This window comes from Streptomyces sp. NPDC049915, from assembly GCF_040656475.1.
Taxonomy (GTDB): domain Bacteria; phylum Actinomycetota; class Actinomycetes; order Streptomycetales; family Streptomycetaceae; genus Streptomyces.
The window spans coordinates 38,849-56,468 of sequence record NZ_JBFAMH010000024.1 but is presented as its reverse complement, the minus strand read 5'-3'; the positions used below and the strand labels follow the sequence as shown (position 1 = coordinate 56,468).

Here is a 17,620-nt window from a genome sequence, read left to right as displayed (position 1 = left end):
GAGCGGGGCTTCTCCGGCCTGACGTCCGGTTGATGGGGCTCGTTGAAATCCCCCACCCCCTGCTCGGGGCCGGGACAGACATGCTCAGTTGATCTCTCCGCCCGTCCAGGTGTTGACTTGGGACGGAGCGTCAGACCCGCGGAGTCGCCCGTCAGCCAGCCGCCTTCGGGGCGGACTGAACTGTCCAGGGTGGGGCCCAGCTGGCCCTGACGGATGAGGAATCGAGGGGGCCGTCCAGGGCCGGGCCACTCTCTTACGCTCAGACGCCGGGGCTGACGGCGTTCCAGCCGCGTTCGAGGAGGTCGAAGGCGCGGCTGACCCTCTCATGGCGGTCGGCACGGCCTCGGGCGGTGCGGGGCGCTTCGAGGACGAAGTGGGCGAGCGCCGCGCAGTCCGGATCGTCAGCGGGAACTCCGGTCGCCTCGGCGATGGCGTGCGCGAGCGCACTTTCGTGGCGCAGCCACATGTTCTGGCCGTAGTCGCGTAGGGCGGGGGTGCCCTCCACGAGTGCGGCGAAGGCGGCAAACTCCGGGTCGCCGCCCCGGGCCTCGACGCGGTACCGGAGAGCGTGCTCGCGCAGGGCGGCCACGATGGACTGGCCTTGGTGCCGCTCGCGCACGGCGGTCAGCAGCAGGGATTCCTGTTCCGCGTCCTCGTCGAAGACGAGCGCCTCTTTCACGGGGAAGTGCTTGAACAGCGTGGTGGTGGACACGTCCGCGGCATCGGCGATGTCCCGGATGCCGACCTGGTCATAGCCGTGTTCGAGGAAGAGGCGCAGGGCGGCCTCGGCCAGGGCCTGCCGGGTGGCGGCCTTCTTGCGCTCGCGGCGCCCCCCCGGTTCATGCCCCGCAGTCGTCTCGTTCACGCTTCAACCCTACCCCCTTGGTTACACAACTCCAAAAGTTGGGTTGTTGCACTTTTATGTCGAGGGTGCTCTTCTGGAAGCGCCGGCCGCGTGGCCCGGCCGCGGCCGGCCCAGCCTCTCCTTCGACTGAGCACACCCATGAGCGGAGCATCGCCATCTACACACCCACCGCACCCCGCATCGCGATCATCGGCGCCGGCCCCGGCGGCCTGATCTGCGCCCGCATCCTCCAGCGGCACGGCATCATCGCCACCATCTACGACCTGGACGCCTCCGCAACGGCCCGCAACCAGGGCAGCACCCTCGACATGCACCCCGACTCCGGCCAGAACGCCCTGCGCGAGGCCGGACTGCTGGACGAGTTCGTGGCGCTGGCCCGCCCCGAAGGCCAGCAGATGCGCCTGGTCAGCCGTGACGGACGCCTCCTGGTCGACGCCGTCCCACCCGAGGCCGACACGGACGGCAACCCGGAAATCGACCGGGGCCAGTTGCGCGACCTCCTGCTGAACGCCCTGACGCCCGGTACCGTCCGCTGGAACCACAAATTCACGCACGCAGAGCCCATCACGGACGGCGTCCACCGCCTACATTTCGCGGACGGCGCCACCACCGAAGCCGATCTCGTCGTCGGAGCCGACGGCGCCTGGTCGAATGTCCGTCGCCTGCTCTCCGGCGCGATACCCATCTACACCGGTGTCACGTTCGTCGAATCCGGCCTCGACCACGCGGATACCCGCCACCGCACACTCGCCGAACTCACCGGCGACGGCACGATGATGGCCCTCGACAACAACCGCGGTTTCGTTGCCCAGCGCAACAGCCACCAGCACATACGCGTCTACATCGGCATGCGCACCGACGAGCACTGGTACCAGAAGGCCAGCGTCGACCTGTCCGATGACCGCGCCGTTCGCGAAGCACTCCTCAAGGAGTTCACCGGCTGGAACCTCGACCTGCTCGGCTTCATCACCGACACTGACCGCGGGTACGTCAACCGGCCCCTGTACGCCCTGCCCGTGCCACACACCTGGCAGCACAAGCCCGGCATCACCCTCCTCGGCGACGCCGCGCACCTAATGTCCCCCTTCTCCGGCATGGGCGCCAACCTCGCCATGCTCGACGGCGCCGACCTCGCCCGGGCCCTCATCACCCACACCACCACCGACGAGGCCGTCCGCGCCTACGAGGCCCTGATGCTGCCCCGCTCAGCGGAAGCAGCCGAAGGCGCCGCCGAGGGAATCGACAGCGCCTTCGCACCCGACAGCGCCGCCCAAGTCCTTGCACACATAACCCGTTGAACGTCTGACAACACGAGAGTTGTCAGCCCCTCTACTGGCCGTATGTGCCTGATCGATCATTCAGGCTGCGGCCTGCGCAGATGACCGCGCGGGCCGGCCGGACCCCTCGGAACAGGCGACTCCGCCACTTCATTGAGTGAGCAACCAAGTGAGGAATCGAAGTAGCCCTGGGTAATTTCACGGCTCTGTCCGCAGTTCCGTGAACCCCCAGGTCAGGAGCGGGAACGAGGGATCGTTTAGGCAGGGTGTTTCCTGCCATGGCGAGCAATACGGTCAAGGATTTGCGCTTTCCCAGGATCGATGTGCGAGTGGAGCGTGTCAGCGACTCCACCGACGTCCTGGTCGTAAAGGTGGTGTCCACTGCTCCTCCGGGCCGGTGCCCGGACTGCCGGAAGCGCGCGAGGCGCGTGCACAGCCTGTACCAACGCAGCATGGACGAGCGGTCGTTGGGTCCTCGCCGCGTCATAGTCCGGTTGCGGGTGCGCCGGTTCTTCTGTGATCGGAGGACCTGTTCGCGTCGGACGTTCGTCGAGCATGTCGGCGGGCTGACCGAGCGGCATCGCCGGTCGAGCATCGGGCTGACTGGCTGGCTGCGGTCATCGCGGTGGAGTTGGGCGGCCGTCCGGCCGCGCGGTTGTGTCGCCAGCTGCGGCTGACCACGGGCCGGACCCGGCTGCTCAGGCTGCTGACGGCACCGCCGGTGCCGGACCGCGCCCCGCGGGTGCTGGGTGTAGATGAGTTGGCCTTCCGCAGAGGCTGCACCTACGGCACCGTGCTGGTTGACGTCGAAGCGGGCCGGATCGTGGACGTGCTGCCCGACCGCACCGCGGAGACGTTCGCGGCCTGGCTCAAGGACCATCCCGGAGCGGAGATCATCTGCAGGACCGGGCCACCGCCTACACCAAGGCGGTCAAGCAGGCCGCCCCGAACGCCCTGGAAGTGGCCGACCGCTGGCACCTGTTGCAGAACCTGTCTGCAGCTGTGGAGAAGACCTGCCATCAGCACCGCTACTGCCTGCGCAAACATGCCGAGGAGGAGATGGTGACCGAGGTGCCGGAGCCGCCTCCGATGCTGTTACCCCCGGAGCTTCCCCGCACCCAGATCAACGAACGGACCCGTCACCGTTACGAAGACATCCACCGCCTGCTAGAGGAACGGTGGACGATCAGCGCCATCGCCCGTCGTCTGAACCTCGACCGTAAGACAGTTCGCCGCTTCCGCGACACCGAGCTCGACGAACTGCTGGCCTCTGCCCGGGAGTAGGGCCGCGTGCCGACTGCGCGGCGGATGGCGTTGCCGAGGGCGGCCGGGACATGATTGCAGGGGCTCTCGCTCATCGATTTCGCGCCGAAGGGGGCGAGTTCGTCGAAGGTCTCGGCGAAGTAGACCTCGTTTCCGGGACGTCGTGCATCTGGGGGATCATGTAAGCGCGGAGCACCGGGGTGAGCAGGTTGCCCTTCTCGTCGAGCATGACCTCCTCGGACAGCGCGGTGCCGAGGGCTTGGGCGACACCGCCCTCCCCCTGGCCGCGGCACTGCTCGGGATTCATCACGGTGCCCGCGTCGGCGGCGTGCACCGATTCCAGGATGCGCACCGCGCCGGTGCAGGTGTCGACGGCGACGCGGACTCCGTGAACCTTCCAGGCCAGTGAGCGGAACTCGCCCAGTTCGTCACCGCGTGCGAATGCGCCGTCACCGCCCCGATGGGCCGCCGGGCAGGCGCGCATGGCCTCGGCGGAGCCGACGATCCGCTTCGGGCTGCGGATGCCGTCGGGGAACATCGAGCAGTCGGCGGGCTCGCTGCCAGTGATATCGGCAGCGACGCGAAGCAGCAGTGTGCGCAGAGCGATCGCCGCGGCATGCACGGCTTTGCCCGCCACGGTGGTGCCCGCCGAGGCGAATGCCCCGGTGTCGTAGATGGCCCCGTCGGTGTCCGAGTTCGTCAGGCGCACTCGTTCCAGCTCGGTCGACATGTCGGTCGCGACGATCTGGGCGTGCACGGTCGTGGTGCCATTGCCGAACTCGCTGGTCCCCACGCCGGCCACGTAGGTGCCGTCCGGCTTCACCGTCAGAGTGATCTTGGAGACATGACCGAACGGCGCCATCGTCGCGATCATCGCGACCGCCAGGGGCTCTCCCATGGCGGGTCCGTCTCTCCTTGTCGTCGTCGGTGGTAAGCGAGAGGGTGCCAGGCCCCTCCCCCTCATGGTAAAGGAGGAGCAAAGCACGCCGGTCAAGGCCATGACAGCCGCCACGGTGCGCCTGTTTTCGGACTTTCCCGCGCCAAGGGCCCGTGCGCCGCCGTCGCAGCGCCCGGCCACCCTATGCTTCTACTCGCCTGTAGAGAACGGCCGGGCGTCCCCGGTTGTCCCCACGGGCGTGCCAGACGTACGCACATGAAGGAGTGGACGCCCCGATGGTGTTCAAACGGCTGCTCGGCTCGCTCGGTATCGGCGGGCCCTCGGTGGACACGGTCCTCGACCCGGCACCCGCCCTGCCTGGCCGAAATCTGACGGGGCAGGTGCACCTGCAGGGTGGAGACGCCGACTTCGACATCGACCACATCACGCTGGAACTCGTGGCGCGCGTCGAGGCCGAGCACAACGGCGGCGAGAGTGAAGGCGTGGTCGCCTTCGACCGGTTCACGGTCGCCGGCGGTTTCCGGCTCACCGCGGGTGAGCGGCGGAGCGTCCCGTTCAGCGTGATGCTGCCCTGGGAGACCCCGATCACCGAACTGTACGGACAGCCGCTGGGGATCGTCGTCGGCGTGCGCACCGAACTGGGCGTGGCGGGAGCCAAGGACAAGGGCGACCTCGACCAGCTGACCGTCGGGCCGCTCCCCGCCCAGGAGGCGATCCTCGAAGCCCTGGGCCAACTGGGCTTCGGTTTCAAGTCCGCCGATCTGGAGTACGGCCGGATCGGGGGGACGGGCCAGCAGCTGCCCTTCTACCAGGAGATCGAGCTGACGCCCGCCCCGCAGTACGCACACCAGGTCAACGAGATCGAGCTGACTTTCCTCGCCTCCCCCGCCGGTCTGGAAGTCGTCCTGGAGGCCGACAAGCGCGGCGGCCTGTTCTCCTCCGGCCACGATGCGCTGACCCGGTTCACGGTCGGCCACCACGATGCCCGCGACTGGTACACCGAAGTCGACGGCTGGATCCGCCGGCTGGTCGAGCACCGAGCCGCATACGGCTCTCACTCGGCGTACGGGCACGGCGAGCCGTACGCCGGCGACCACGGGTACCGCGAGCACCAGCACCACGAGCAGCACCGCTCCGGTCCGGGCATCGGCACCGCGGTCGCCGCCGGTGCGGCAGGGCTGGCGGTCGGCGTCGTGGGCGGCATGGTCGCTGCCGAAGTCGTGGACGAGATCGGCGACTTCTTCGAGGGCGACGATGACGACGAGGGCTGAGCCCAGCGGCCGGACGGTGCGTCAGGCGCTGATCGCCTTGAGGAAGTGCTCGGCGTCCTCCCGGTCGGCCAGCCGCCCCAGGTTGAGCCACGAACCGTCCGTGAAATGCAGGAAGAAGTGACGCCGGCCCGGTTCCCGATGGATCCGGGTCCCGGCCTGCGCGAACTCCGCGACGATGTCGAAGTCGTCGGCCTTGGTCGGCGACAGCCGTCGCCCTGGCGAGGCCGCCAGGCAGATGCGGTCGTCGGTGAGCAGCAGCAGGCGCCTGTGGTTGGGCGACTGTCCGTACCAGCGCAGCAGCAACTGGCCGGCGGTGAGTTCCCAGTTCCCGTCGAAGACGTCGTCGGACGGCCGCTGGAGGCGGTGGCGCTCGCCGTCCCGGTGCTGTGTCGTCGCGTCCCGGTCACGCCGGCCCCGCGGCTCCCGCCGTCCAGGCTTGGGACCCAGGAGTTCGTCGAACTTTTCGACGAGGAACCACGGGATGATGATCGCCGCCGCCAGCACTAGCCCTACGTAGTACAACCAGTGCCGTCCTGGTTTCAGACGCTTCTTGCCCGCCGCCCGGTGAACGTCCTTGGGCGGCTGTGGAATGTCCTTGCGCAGGCCGCACCACACGAGGGTCGAGGGTTCCTCGCCCAGTATCGTGCGTGCTCGCCGGTGCACCTTTCGTTTCGCCATGGACCGGCGTTTCCCTGCCCGTCCGAGCCGCCCGGGGTGCCAAGGCTGCTCAGTCGGTGAACATCTGCGAAAGGCCCGGAAAGTGCGCCGCGTGCAGCCGGGAGGCCGGAGAGCCCTGCACGATCCGCCAGGGCCACCGCGCCCGCGTAGAGATGTATCTGGCGGCCACGCGGATGTGCAGCACCCCTGACAAGGTCGTAACGGCCGTGCAGAAGGGCGTCGAGGTCCGGAGGGAGAAGGCCGCTGTCCGCCGACGTCCCGCCCCATTGCAGGAACAGGCCAAGCGGGGCGCGCAGAAGGCGGCTGCCGCGGAGACCGACCGACTGGCTTTGTCCACGAGAACGGGTTCTGGCTCACTTTCCGTGGAGGGCTGACTGACCGTAATGTCATGCGCCGCAACGCTGGCCTGTATGGCCAGCAGGAAGGCGCCGCATTGAGCTAGTACTACGACATGGGTGACCAGACCCTGTGGAACCGTCCAACGGGGCCTCCCAGCTTTTCATGAGCCAGGTGAGCGTCTACCAAGCCGAGCTGGGTCTGCCGTCCGGCATCGGACCCATGCAGGCTGACGAGTGCCAGATCGCCCCCCTCGCGTTCAAGGCGCTCCGTGGAATTGCAAAGTCCCTATCCCGCCGACGGGCGACTGCCGGCCCAACCCATCGGCAGTCGCTGCCGCTAGAGGTAACCAAAGCCAGTGACGAGCGCGTCCCAGAGGCGTCATCTGGGCGTCACGCACCCGAGGGGACCGGTTTCGGCCATCACGTCGCTGTCGTACATTCTTCCGGTCACCATTCTCTGGGCGCTGGGGTTGTCGCGGATCCGATGGACGCCAGGGGTTCTCTTGGTGACGGCGAGACTCCGGTGGATAGAATGTCGCCTGCTGCTCGCGATGGCGATCGGTGAGGTCGATGGTGGGGGCGGGGGCGCCGTGATTGAGCTGCAAAAACACACAGCCCAGGGCGGTTCTGTACGAGGCCCTGAACGCGCGTTCGCTTTTCCTGGCCTGCGGCGTTTACAGCTCGCCCACAATCTCGAACGATCATCACAAAGTGGTCCACGCAACAGCCGTGGGCCCTCTCCCTTTCCCATTGCGTTCGCGACTGGCGTCCGCGTCTGAGGCCAGGAAGTGGACGGGCAGCGAAAAAAAGCGGGTGCTTCGTTTTTTCAAGACAAGAGAAGTGTGGAGTGTGATGCCATGAACCGAGTCGGCAGAGACCCGCGCCGGTCGGCCCCAAGGCTTGTGGAGCCGCTGGCGCGCATGGGGTTATCCCTTCTCTTACTGGCAGCCGGCGCCGTGGGAGCGACCGCTGGACCGGCCGCCGCTTCTGCCGCCGACGGCACGCTGACGGTTGAGGTCCTGCGCGACTTCTTCGGCACCGGCGTGATCAACGCGACGATGGACGTGCCCCAGCGGGGCATGAAGGTGGAGATCTCCGACCCCGCCGGGCACCATGTCACCGGCGTCACGGATGCCACCGGAAAGGTCGTGGTGTCGCGGTCGACCATGCTGAGCGGCGGCCAGTACCGCGTCGACGTCAGCATCCCGGCACCGTACAGCGACTATCTGCAGGCGGCGCCCGCGTCGACGGCGGGGAACCACTTCGACAGCTTCACGTCGTTCGTGGATGTGTCGGACGGAAAGAACGCCTCGGTGGTGACGGGGGTGTGGGATCCGGCCGACTACACGCTGCCGGACTCGCGGTATTTCGTACCGGTCCATAATGGCGCCAACGGAACCGACAACCGGGCGTTGGTGGCGTTCGGGACGAAGACCCGGGGCACGTGTCCCACCGATGTGTCGTGCCCGGCCACGCTGGCCACGCAGGCCCAGGTGGGCACGACGTTCGGGCTGGCGTACGACAAGTACCGCAGTCGGCTGTTCCAGAGCGCGTTCGCCCGCCGGTACGCCCCGTACGGGCCGAAGGGCGCCGGCGCGATCTACACGGTGCCGGTCAGCGGCTCGGGTGCGCCGGAGCTGTTCGCGCGGGTGCCGGGCGCCGCGGTGACGCCGCACGACACCGCCGACATGATCAAGGATCCCGGGTTCACCGACGCACCGGGCAAGGAGAGCATCGGTGGCCTGACCCTGTCGGAGGACGGCTCCACGCTGTACGCGGTGAACCTGCTGACCCGCAGCCTCGTGAGCTTCGATGCCACAGGGGCCACCGCCTCGGTGCCCGAGGCGACGGTGCCGATCCCGAACCCGGGGTGCGCGAGCCCCGGCGACTGGCGGCCGTTCGGTCTCTCCGTCCACGACAACACGCTGTACGTCGGCGGCGTCTGCAACGCGGAGAGCACGCAGCAGCGCGCGGACCTGAAAGCCGTCGTCTACACCTACGACGGCAAGCGGTTCACCACGGTGCTGAGCCACCCGCTCACGTATGAACGCGGCAGCGTCTTCGGTTCCGGCGACAAGGCCACCCACTGGAACCCGTGGAACACCTCCCTGGCCACGTGGGACGACCGGACGTCGGGCAACGCCTTCATCGATCCGCAGCCGGAGCTGGCCTCCCTCGCCTTCGCCCGCGACGGTTCGATGGTCCTGGGTTTCCGCGACCGGTTCATGGACGTGCTCAGTTGGGGAGGGCTGGACCCTCGCCCGGGGAACAACACGGCGGAAAACGGCATGTCCGGTGGTGACATCACCATGGTCTGCGCCACTCCGACCGGTGAATACCAGTGGGAAGGCACCGGGAGCTGCCCCAACCACGCCACCCCCGCCAACAATGGCGGCGAGCCCGCCGATGCCGTCGAATACTTCCCGGGCGACTTCTACGCCAACGCGCATCAGGAGACCGCGCTGGGGTCGGTGGCCTATATCCCACGGCAGCAGTGGGTCGTCAGCACGGAGTTCGACCCGGTCGCCGACGTCGCGACGTCAGGGACCGGTTACCACGACATCACGACCGGTCAGGGCCCGGGCAACGACCCGACCCACAACGGGTTCCAGTTCGTCAGCCGGTTCCAAGGCGGGTTCGGCAAGGCCGGCGGGCTCGGTGACATCGCGTTCGCGGCGGCGAACGCGCCGATCCAGATCGGTAACCTGGTGTGGTTCGACGGCGACCACAACGGGATCCAGGACCCGGCGGAACCGCTGCTGCCGGAAGCCACGATCAACCTGCTGGACGCGGGCGGCAAACAGGTCGCCACGACCAAGACCGACGCCGCCGGCGAGTACTACTTCGGTGGTGTGGGCGCCGCGTACGAGCTCACACCCGGGGCCAAATACACGGTGCAGTTCGATGTGTGCACCGCGGACACCAGCAAGGTGTCAAGCCAACCTCCGGCGAGCGCGCTGCGGTTCACGCTCCCGCGAGCCGGAGCCAGCCGTGCGCATGACTCCAATGTGACCCCGCCGACCAGCGGGCAGTTGTGCAACGGCTATGCGGCTGTCACGGCGCCGGACAAGCCGGGCGGGGTCGATCACACGATCGACGCCGGGGTGTACATCCCGACGGCAACACCGACCCCGTCCCCGACTCCGACACCGACACCGACACCGAGCTCACCACCGGCGTCGCCACCGGCCTCCACGCCGCCGTCACCCGCGCCGTCTGCCAACAACCCGGGCCTGGCCGGTGGGGACACGGGTTCCCTGGCACACACCGGTATGTCCGGGCTGCCAGGGATGATCTCCCTCGTCGGTCTGCTGGTGGGTGCGGGCGTGGTCATCGCGTTCGTGAGCCGGAAGCGTCGCGCCCAGAAACACTGAACGAACGGAACAACAGTGATCTGCCTGCCCGCCATCCGGATGGCGCGGTCGGGCAGATCACGTCTCGGCCGGTCCACGAGGGCCGGCCTTGGCGTTGTCTGTCCCTGGACTGCCGAGTGCCGCCCGAGACCGCATGGCGGCCGAGCAGTGCGGTGACCTGAGAGGGTGAATCAAAAGAGTGTCTGCGTCGAGCCGCGTGCGGAGCGTGAGAATCCAGCAAGCTTTACCGGGCCGTGCGGCCGGTCGGCGCCGATGGCTGCGTCCCCGCTGGGCGGCGGCCGTCATCGGCATGGTGGCCGTCGCCATGGGTGCCGCGTTCCTCCTCGTCGGCCACGGCTCCAGCTCCAGCGGTCCGCGCGCACTGACGTCAGATGAGGCGAACCGGCTGGCGATCACGCGGTTCCGTAACTACGAGGCGCGCGGCCGCGCGGTGACGATCACTATGCCAGGCACCACCGGTGGGCTGACCATCACCGGGGCCGTCGACTACCGAGGCAAGCTCGGCTACGGCGTGGTGCACGGCACCGGCCGCAACACATCCAGCGACGGGCTGATCGAGTGGACGGCCGCCTCGGTGTTCGTCCACCCGATGGCGAACGTCCCGGCGCACGCACCCGCGTCGCCGCCCCGCTCGGGCTGGTACGGCCGTCCGCTGCAGTCGTCCGGCAGCGCACTGGACACTTCGCTGACCATCGCGCTCAGCCTCGGCAGCGACCGGCCGGACAACGCCCAACTGCTGCCGCAGAACGGCGCCGCCTGGTGGGGACGAGACCAGGTGGACGGGCATCGGGTGGACGTCATGACCGGGCCGTCCTCCCGGGACCGCTCCGGTACGGCGGGCAACGTGCGCTACTGGGTCGGCTCGGACGGCACCATGTACCGGGTCCGTGTCAGCGTGGGTTCCGAGTCACAGCCGGTGGACATCGATTTCGACACCCAGAAGTACGTTCCGGTCAAGCCGGTACCCGGAGTCACCCCGACGCGGTAGCCGCTGCTTGGAATGCTCATGGCGTCTGCACCCGCGCGCCCGTCGCGAGTAGGGACGCCGACGGCAGCGGGATGCCTGCCGCGTCCGGTAGGGCCGGAACGGCGGGGACGGCGGTGGCGCCCGTCGTGGTGGCGCCCGGGAACTGCGGTTGTGGACCAGGCGCCGCGACCTCGGTGAACGGGATGCCACCGGGTGCCGTCGGCATCGCCCACCTGCCGGCCGGCGAGGGCGAGCTGGCCGGAAGCGGGCAGAACGCGGTTGTCGCGAGCCGGGCGGGCACTGTGGTGCGCAGCTCGTTGCCGCGCAGGCAGTTGCCCCGTCCCCGCGTGGCGGCGGGGAACGTCCAGCCGACGTCGACGCCGTTGCCGGTGAACGTGTTGTCCACGATCTGGTTGCCGACCGGAGGTATGTCGGCGGTTGCGGTGATCACCAGCCCGGCGTTGCTGTTGCCGGCGATGCGGTTGCGGATGAACTGGTTGCCACTGCCGCCGTCGATGCCGATGCCGGTGCCCCACCCGCCGTCGGCCTGCTCCGGGGTGGCCCGCTGCTGGTTGGCAGCGATCAGATTGCCCGCGATGAAGGCGCCCTGCTGCGGGAGCAACTTCTCCTGGTGGTCGGAGTCGGTGGTCAGGCCGACCCGGTTGCCGACCAGGCGGTTGCCGACCACGTACATGTCTCCGCTGGCGTTGGTGCCTTCGTAACCGACCGCGTTGAGTTCGGCGACGTTGTCCCGCACCACGATGTGACACGGCTTGCACTGCCCGACATAGATCCCCGAGTCGGCCCCGCCTGACGCGTACGAATGCTCGATGACACCGTTCTGCGCGGAGAACGCGTAGATGCCGTACAGACCGTTGCGGGTCGCGGTCACATACGAGACCAGGAACGACTTCAGGAAGGTGACGGGCTCATCGCCGGTGTCGTAGCCGCCACTTCGCCCCGGCAGCCCGGCGGCCGCCTTCGCCGAACCGGTGACCAGGACCCCGTTCTGCGTGTTGTTCTCCACGGTCAGGTTCTCCACGGCCACCCCGGGCGCCGCGACGACGACACCGTTCGGCTGCTGCAACCGCCCGTCGATGACGACCTTTTCCCGCGACTCACCTCGAAGAGTGATGCGAGCCGTGGAGATCTTCACCGACTCGTGGTACACGCCCGGCGCGACCAGCACCAGGTCACCGGGGTGAGCGAGAAACACCGCATCCGAGATCGTCGGGGCATCGCCAGGTACTCGGATCGTCACATGCGCACCGGCCGGCCGTCGGCCCTTGCCCGATCCGCCATCGCCGCTGCTGCAGCCAGCCACAAGTGTCAGCGTGCCCAGTACCGCTGCCAGCACGCGAAGAGCTAATCGAGGCATGATCCCAGTCTGGCATGACGCCCAATTCGACGCCAGAAACGCAAGGTTGACCGGCATCCGCGATGCCGGTGTGGCACCCTGCACACCATGCACCGAGCCGATCAACACCCGTCGCGCCGCTCGTTCCTCGATGTCACCGGCGCCATGGTGGCCGCCGGTCTGACCGCCGGGTGCACATCGGACTCCGCTCAGCCAGGCCAGCACGCCCCCACCGCATCGGCTACGGCCGTGCCGGTTTCGGCGACGGGCCGGCACCAGGCAGGCATCACGCTCCCTCAGCCGGCCCAGCCCAACCTGCTCGCCGTGGTGGCCGACCTCGGTGCCACCGTGGCCGCCGGCCCGTTACTGGCCGAACTCGGCCAGGCCATCCGCACACTCACCACGGGGACCGACCCGCGGCTGCTGGGCCTGCCGCCGGGCGACCTGACCGTGACCGTCGGCGTGGGCCCCCGACTGGTACGCACGGCCGGTGCCTCGCTGCCCGGCGCGACCGACCTCCCGCGATTCTCCCGCGAGCGGATCGCCCCACAGGCACGCGACGGTGACCTGCTGATACAGATCTGCGCCAGCGACGCGCTGCTCTTACCGGTCGCCGCCGCCGCACTCCTTCACCAGGCTGGCGACCGCATCCACGAACGCTGGCGGCAGTCCGCACGCCGCGGTACGAACGTGCCCGTCGGCAACGGTCTTACCGCGCCACGAAACCCGCTCGGTTTCATCGACGGCATCGTGGGCCCGCACACGACCGTCGAACAACAACGCGACCTGTGGCTGGCCGGGCCCCCCGCGGTCGCCGGCGGCACCCTTGCCGTAGTGCGGCGCATGGAACTCGACCTGCCGCGGTTCGCCGCCCTGTCCGTGGCCGAGCAGGAAGCGGTCTTCGGGCGGCGGCGGGCCAGTGGTGTCCCCCTTTCCGGCGGCCCGGTCGCCTCGGGCCCGGACCTTGGCGCCAAGACACCGGACGGACGCTATCTCGTCCCCGTGGACGCCCACGTGCGCAGAGCGAACCCCGCCGTCGTCGGCGCCGGCCTCATGCTCCGCCGCTCCTACAGCACCGACGAGCCCGCCCCCGGCCTGCTCTTCATCAGCTTCCAGAACGACCTGCGGACCTTCACCGCCACCCTCACCCACATGGACACCTCAGACGCACTGCTGCAATTCACCACCACAACCGCCAGCGCGACCTTCCTGATCCTCCCCGGCTTCGACCGGCAACGCCCCCTCGGCTCCCAGCTGTTCGGCTGATCAGGCCGTACTCCTGGTTTCGGCCTGATCAGGCGGCTGGCCGGCGGCGGCTCGACTAGGAGGGAGTCGGCTCCCCGATTGCCACCGGGATTACATCCGCGACGTGACCTTCGCCGAAGACGCCTCCCAGCTCCGGACAGGCACCGCACCCCGCGCTATGACGACCTGTCGCATGCCTCCCCGGCCTGACCCGGTCGCTGCACGTCGACGCCGTCTCTCCCGCATCCGGTGGGTGGGCCGGAGTTGCCGTACGTGGTCAACTGCGGCGACGGAACAGGCCGCAGCGGGGCCTGCCCAACTCCTGGTCGTCCTCCGGCTCCGGTGGCATGGCGGCCTGGAGACGAGCGGCTTCGGCGGTGGCTTTCTCACGGGCGACGTCGCCGGCGTGGCAGTCGCCGCACACGGACACGTCCCCGGCCTTCCAGGCAGTCCTGTGCGCGGTGGTCTCTTCCCAGCGCTGGTCGGTGAACTTCTGCCCGCACCGCTTGCACACGGGGCGCTCCGCCTCCCGCTCAGCGGCACGGCGCAGCTTGTCCTCCGCTTCGGCGCGGGCCTCCTGATCGCGGGAGAGGGCATCGCCGTCGGGGTTGTCGAGCGCGGCCGTCAGCGTCTGCTCGCCCGTCCGTCCCAGCCGCCGCCACACCGCCGCGTCCGCGCCGTGCTCCTGGAGCTGCTCCAGGGTGGTGACGACGACGGGCACCGCCTGGCTGTAGTCCTTCGCCGTGATCGCCCCGCGGTAGAGGCTCTGGTATCGGCGCGGCGCCCAGTAGCGGCGGCAGGCCTCCTCGAGGACCTGCACGGTGTTGGCGACCTTCGCCTCGGTGGTGTCCGCGAACACGAACGCACCGGCACCAGGCCCTCCCGGCCGGTCGGCGGGTAGACCCGCCGCCATAGCCGCTTCTCGTGGTCGACGTGCTCGATCGCGTCCGGCCGGGAACGGACCAGGTCCATGGTGTGCTTGTCCGCGTCCCTCGGCAGCAGCCGACCCCACTCCCAGTAGCGGCGCAGCTTGGTAACCAGGTCGTGGGCGTCCTCGGTGCGGCGGTTGATCTCCAGCAGCAACACCGGCACCCCCGCCGTCGGTGCCCGCACCACCAGGTCCGCCCGCTGCACGAAGCCGTCTGCGAGCCGGTGACCGATCTCCGTCTGGAAGCCGAGCCGGTGGCCGATCCCAGCACGGTGGAGTTCGGCGGCCGTCGAGGTGACCGCCGCGGCGTGGTCGTCGTAGCTGATGCCGACCAGCTCCCCGGTGACCGGGTCGTACTTCTCCTCGCGCAGTGACGAGACCCGTATCCCCTCCGTCTCCAGCAGCTTCTTCGCCTCGCCGAGCCCATGGCCCAGGAGCTTGGTAAGAAGCCCCGTGGCGGCGAGGTGGCCGTGATCGTCGGAGACATGACGGCCTCTCGGGCTCCAGGCACGTTCAGTCTGGTCTATCTCGTCTATAACGCCATCACCTGCCTGCTCTCCCAGGATGAACAAGTCGCGTGCTTCCGCAACGCCGCGAAGCTCGTTGAGCCGGGCGGCCGCTTTGTGCCCGAGGTATTCGTCCCCGAACTGCAGCGTCTGCCGCCAGGCGAGACCGCAAGCCCGTTCCACATCGGTGACCAGCACGTTGGCTTCGACACGTACGACCTGGTCAACCAGCACTTGGTCTCACACCACTACACGATCACGGACGGTCGAGGCTCCACATTCCTCTCGCCTCATCGGTACGTCTGGCCTTCCGAACTTGACCTGATGGCCAAGCTCGCCGGCCTGGAACTGTCCGAGCGCTGGGCCGACTGGAACGAGACGCCTTTCACCGCGTCCAGCAGATCGCACGTCTCCGTGTGGCAGAAGCCGCCTGTCTGTTCCGTATCTGTTTGATTACCGAACAGACCAGCCGAACGTCTTGCCTAGCTTGGTGACGAGTACGACCTCGTCGAGTACTGGCGCTACACGCCGGTAGTGCCATCGATGCGTTCCCGTACCAGGTCGGCGTGACCATTGTGGCGGGCGTACTCCTCGATCATGTGGACGTAGATCCAGCGAAGGTTGACGTCATGCTCCATGAAGCGACCCGTATCGGTCAGAGCATGCCCGGCGCAGTTCTCACGGGCCCGGGCGATCTCCGCGCGCCAGGTGGCGAGGGCGTCGCCCAGGGCGGCTCCCTCAGCCACATCGAAACCACCGTCGGGGCCATCCGGGTCGGCCTGCGGGTCGTAGATGGGCGGAGCCTGTTCTCCGGCGAACACGCGGCGGAACCAATTCCGCTCCACCTCCGCCATGTGCTGGACCAGGCCGGTCAACGTGAAGCCAGACGGCGGCACGGATGCCTCGGCGGCCTGCTCGTCGTCCAGCCCCTCGCACTTCATGGCCAGTGTGGTGCGGTGAAAGTCCAGCCAGCTTTCAAGCGTCGTGCGCTCGTCGGCGTTCAGGGGCGGCATAGGGCGATCGATGGCACTCATCGGTCGATTATCGCCAGCGTCCGAAGCCGTCAACAGGCGGGGCCTCACTACAGGGCGAACGTTGCCTGATGCGGCACTAAGGGCTTGCAGATCATTAACACGTTGTCTTGATCATGCTGCTGGGGTCGCCGCTCAGGGCTTGAACCCGAGCCTGGAGGGCTGTGAGGGCGGAGGGCGGGGTGGCTGCCGGCGGGATGACGATGCCGTGTGCCTTGAGCAGTGTCCTGATCTTCAGCAGGGTGCGGTGCATGGCGGTCCGGCTGCTGTCGAACAGCACGGCGAGGGGTTCCGCGGCCAGGGCGACCCGCAGGTGAAGGATGGCCGCCAGGACCTGGTCGGGGAAGGCGAGTCGGGGCGGGCGTCCGCGCTTGACGTCGCCATCGACGGCCAAAGTGTCGGTGAGGTCGCCGAGTTGCTGACGGGACATGCCGGTCAGGGCGGGATCGCACAGGAGAGCCTGGTCCCACTCCGGGGTCGGCTTCTGCGGAGTCCGGGGTGCTGGGATGGCAGGGCACGGCTGGGGGTGTACGGCATAGTTCCAGTCGCCGTGGAAGGGGTGTCGTGTCAGTGGCAGGGCCGCCATCTCCGCGTCGCCGATCTGGATTCCGGTGGGGTAGATGTTGGTATCCAGCTCGGCCATGACGCGCAGTCCGGTGCGGGTGGTGGTCGCGGCGATGGACTGGACGATGACTTCGTGGCTGGTCAGCGGGCGGCCGCGCCAGTTCAGGGTGATGTGCGAGAAGAGCCGGTGCTCGATCTTGTTCCACTTCGATGTGCCCGGCGGAAGGTGGCAAACGGTGATCGTCAGTCCTGTTTCGGCCGCGAGCCGGGCGAGTTCGAGCTTCCAGGCCCGGGTGCGGTAGCCGTTCGAGCCGCCCGCGTCGGCGGTGATGAGCAGTCGTGTCGCCTGTGGGTAGGCGGTCCGGCCCTGGCCGGACCACCAGCGGCGGATCGATTCCACTGCGAACGCGGCGGTGTCGTGATCGGTGCCCACGTTGACCCAGCCGATGTTCGCCGCGAGATCGTAGATCCCGTACGGGACGGCCTTGCCCAGCTGGGGGTCGGCGAAGTCATGGACGTTCACCGGCATCGGATCAGCCGCAGGCCGCCACTGGCGGCCGTTGTTCTTGAACGGCATGACCGTCAACTCGCTGACCTCCGTCTCCCTCGAACCGCCGCTCCTGCTGGTGTGCCTGACCACCGGCGCACGCACCACCGAGGCCGTCACCACGGCCGGGACGTTCGCGGTCAACATCCTCTCCGCCCGTCAGGAACACCTGGCGATGCGCTTCGCCAAGCGCGGCGCCGACCACTACGCCGGCCTCGACGCCGTCCACGGACGGCACGGCACCCCCATCGTCCCGGACGCGTTCGCACACCTGGAATGCCGGGTCGAGCGGTCCTTCGAGGCCGGCGACCACATCGTGGTCATCGGTGAGGTGCTGGACGTATGGGAGCGCGAGGGCGAACCCCTCGGCTTCCTCGGCGGCAAGTTCAGCGACATCGTCGCACGCGGGCACGAGCCCGAGCACTGGTTCTTCTGACCGAACCGCTCCCGGTCCGTCTTTCGAAATCCCCGTACCAAGATCCCTGGTCAGTGGGCCTCGGTGACTGTTGCA

The 17,620-nt window shown here is 68.5% G+C and carries 17 protein-coding genes and 2 pseudogenes; 12 read left to right on the top strand and 7 right to left on the bottom strand.

The window, feature by feature from the left end; all coding sequences use genetic code 11:
- Nucleotides 1-259 precede the first annotated feature (259 nt).
- Entirely contained in the window at nt 260-865 is a 606-nt protein-coding gene (locus AB0J12_RS30840) for a TetR family transcriptional regulator (protein WP_363267851.1), read from the bottom strand.
- A 65-nt stretch (nt 866-930) separates the two neighbouring features.
- Between AB0J12_RS30840 and AB0J12_RS30835 the strand changes: the two genes are divergently transcribed.
- From AB0J12_RS30835 to AB0J12_RS30820, 4 genes and pseudogenes are all read left to right on the top strand, one after another.
- The gene (locus AB0J12_RS30835) at nt 931-2,163 is read left to right on the top strand and encodes an NAD(P)/FAD-dependent oxidoreductase (protein ID WP_363267850.1); all 1,233 of its coding nucleotides are present in this window, start codon (nt 931-933) and stop codon (nt 2,161-2,163) included.
- Between the two features lie 257 nt (nt 2,164-2,420).
- Nucleotides 2,421-2,819, top strand: coding sequence for a transposase family protein (locus tag AB0J12_RS30830; protein WP_363267849.1), 399 nt, complete (start codon nt 2,421-2,423; stop codon nt 2,817-2,819).
- Nucleotides 2,768-3,010 (top strand): annotated as a pseudogene (locus AB0J12_RS30825) (transposase); the annotation flags it as partial. The gene AB0J12_RS30830 and the pseudogene AB0J12_RS30825, both read left to right, overlap by 52 nt.
- Nucleotides 3,007-3,426 carry a transposase gene (locus AB0J12_RS30820; RefSeq protein WP_363267910.1) on the top strand — a complete coding sequence of 140 codons (420 nt, stop codon included), beginning with the start codon at nt 3,007-3,009 and terminating at the stop codon, nt 3,424-3,426. The pseudogene AB0J12_RS30825 and the gene AB0J12_RS30820, both read left to right, overlap by 4 nt.
- Before the next feature lie 70 nt (nt 3,427-3,496).
- Here AB0J12_RS30820 and AB0J12_RS30815 read toward each other — a convergent pair whose 3' ends face one another.
- The gene (locus AB0J12_RS30815; RefSeq protein WP_363267848.1) at nt 3,497-4,279 is read right to left on the bottom strand and encodes a molybdopterin cofactor-binding domain-containing protein; all 783 of its coding nucleotides are present in this window, start codon (nt 4,277-4,279) and stop codon (nt 3,497-3,499) included.
- Between the two features lie 299 nt (nt 4,280-4,578).
- On the opposite strand from AB0J12_RS30815, the gene AB0J12_RS30810 reads away from it, so the two are divergent.
- Nucleotides 4,579-5,574 carry a sporulation protein gene (locus AB0J12_RS30810; RefSeq protein ID WP_363267847.1) on the top strand — a complete coding sequence of 332 codons (996 nt, stop codon included), beginning with the start codon at nt 4,579-4,581 and terminating at the stop codon, nt 5,572-5,574.
- Nucleotides 5,575-5,595: 21 nt separating this feature from the next.
- On the opposite strand, the gene AB0J12_RS30805 is transcribed toward AB0J12_RS30810, so the two are convergent.
- A complete protein-coding gene (locus tag AB0J12_RS30805; protein ID WP_363267846.1) occupies nt 5,596-6,252 on the bottom strand; it encodes a hypothetical protein in 657 nt (218 codons plus the stop codon).
- Between the two features lie 501 nt (nt 6,253-6,753).
- On the opposite strand from AB0J12_RS30805, the gene AB0J12_RS30800 reads away from it, so the two are divergent.
- The 3 genes from AB0J12_RS30800 (at nt 6,754) to AB0J12_RS30790 (ending at nt 10,952) form a co-directional block, all read left to right on the top strand.
- Nucleotides 6,754-7,155, top strand: coding sequence for a DUF6086 family protein (locus tag AB0J12_RS30800; RefSeq protein ID WP_363267845.1), 402 nt, complete (start codon nt 6,754-6,756; stop codon nt 7,153-7,155).
- Nucleotides 7,156-7,510: 355 nt separating this feature from the next.
- Nucleotides 7,511-9,964, top strand: a complete 2,454-nt coding sequence (locus AB0J12_RS30795; RefSeq protein ID WP_363267909.1) for an SdrD B-like domain-containing protein — start codon at nt 7,511-7,513, stop codon at nt 9,962-9,964.
- Between the two features lie 289 nt (nt 9,965-10,253).
- Nucleotides 10,254-10,952, top strand: a complete 699-nt coding sequence (locus tag AB0J12_RS30790; RefSeq protein WP_363267908.1) for a hypothetical protein — start codon at nt 10,254-10,256, stop codon at nt 10,950-10,952.
- Nucleotides 10,953-10,968: 16 nt separating this feature from the next.
- Here AB0J12_RS30790 and AB0J12_RS30785 read toward each other — a convergent pair whose 3' ends face one another.
- A complete protein-coding gene (locus tag AB0J12_RS30785) occupies nt 10,969-12,309 on the bottom strand; it encodes a NosD domain-containing protein (RefSeq protein ID WP_363267907.1) in 1,341 nt (446 codons plus the stop codon).
- A gap of 87 nt (nt 12,310-12,396) precedes the next feature.
- Here AB0J12_RS30785 and AB0J12_RS30780 point away from each other — a divergent pair, with 87 nt between their 5' ends.
- A complete protein-coding gene (locus tag AB0J12_RS30780; protein WP_363267844.1) occupies nt 12,397-13,554 on the top strand; it encodes a Dyp-type peroxidase in 1,158 nt (385 codons plus the stop codon).
- Nucleotides 13,555-13,810: 256 nt separating this feature from the next.
- On the opposite strand, the gene AB0J12_RS30775 is transcribed toward AB0J12_RS30780, so the two are convergent.
- A complete protein-coding gene (locus tag AB0J12_RS30775) occupies nt 13,811-14,392 on the bottom strand; it encodes a hypothetical protein (RefSeq protein WP_363267842.1) in 582 nt (193 codons plus the stop codon).
- Nucleotides 14,393-14,685: 293 nt separating this feature from the next.
- Between AB0J12_RS30775 and AB0J12_RS30770 the strand changes: the two genes are divergently transcribed.
- Nucleotides 14,686-14,835 (top strand): hypothetical protein, encoded by a 150-nt coding sequence (locus tag AB0J12_RS30770; RefSeq protein WP_363267840.1) that lies wholly within the window; start codon nt 14,686-14,688, stop codon nt 14,833-14,835.
- Between the two features lie 51 nt (nt 14,836-14,886).
- The gene (locus AB0J12_RS30765) at nt 14,887-15,420 is read left to right on the top strand and encodes a class I SAM-dependent methyltransferase (RefSeq protein ID WP_363267839.1); all 534 of its coding nucleotides are present in this window, start codon (nt 14,887-14,889) and stop codon (nt 15,418-15,420) included.
- Between the two features lie 68 nt (nt 15,421-15,488).
- On the opposite strand, the gene AB0J12_RS30760 is transcribed toward AB0J12_RS30765, so the two are convergent.
- Nucleotides 15,489-16,001, bottom strand: a complete 513-nt coding sequence (locus AB0J12_RS30760) for a DinB family protein (RefSeq protein ID WP_363267838.1) — start codon at nt 15,999-16,001, stop codon at nt 15,489-15,491.
- A gap of 94 nt (nt 16,002-16,095) precedes the next feature.
- Nucleotides 16,096-17,172: pseudogene (locus AB0J12_RS30755) on the bottom strand (ISAzo13 family transposase); the annotation flags it as partial.
- On the opposite strand from AB0J12_RS30755, the gene AB0J12_RS30750 reads away from it, so the two are divergent.
- Nucleotides 17,138-17,545, top strand: coding sequence for a flavin reductase family protein (locus tag AB0J12_RS30750; RefSeq protein WP_363267837.1), 408 nt, complete (start codon nt 17,138-17,140; stop codon nt 17,543-17,545). The pseudogene AB0J12_RS30755 and the gene AB0J12_RS30750 sit on opposite strands and share 35 nt — an antisense overlap.
- The last annotated feature ends 75 nt before the right edge of the window (nt 17,546-17,620 follow it).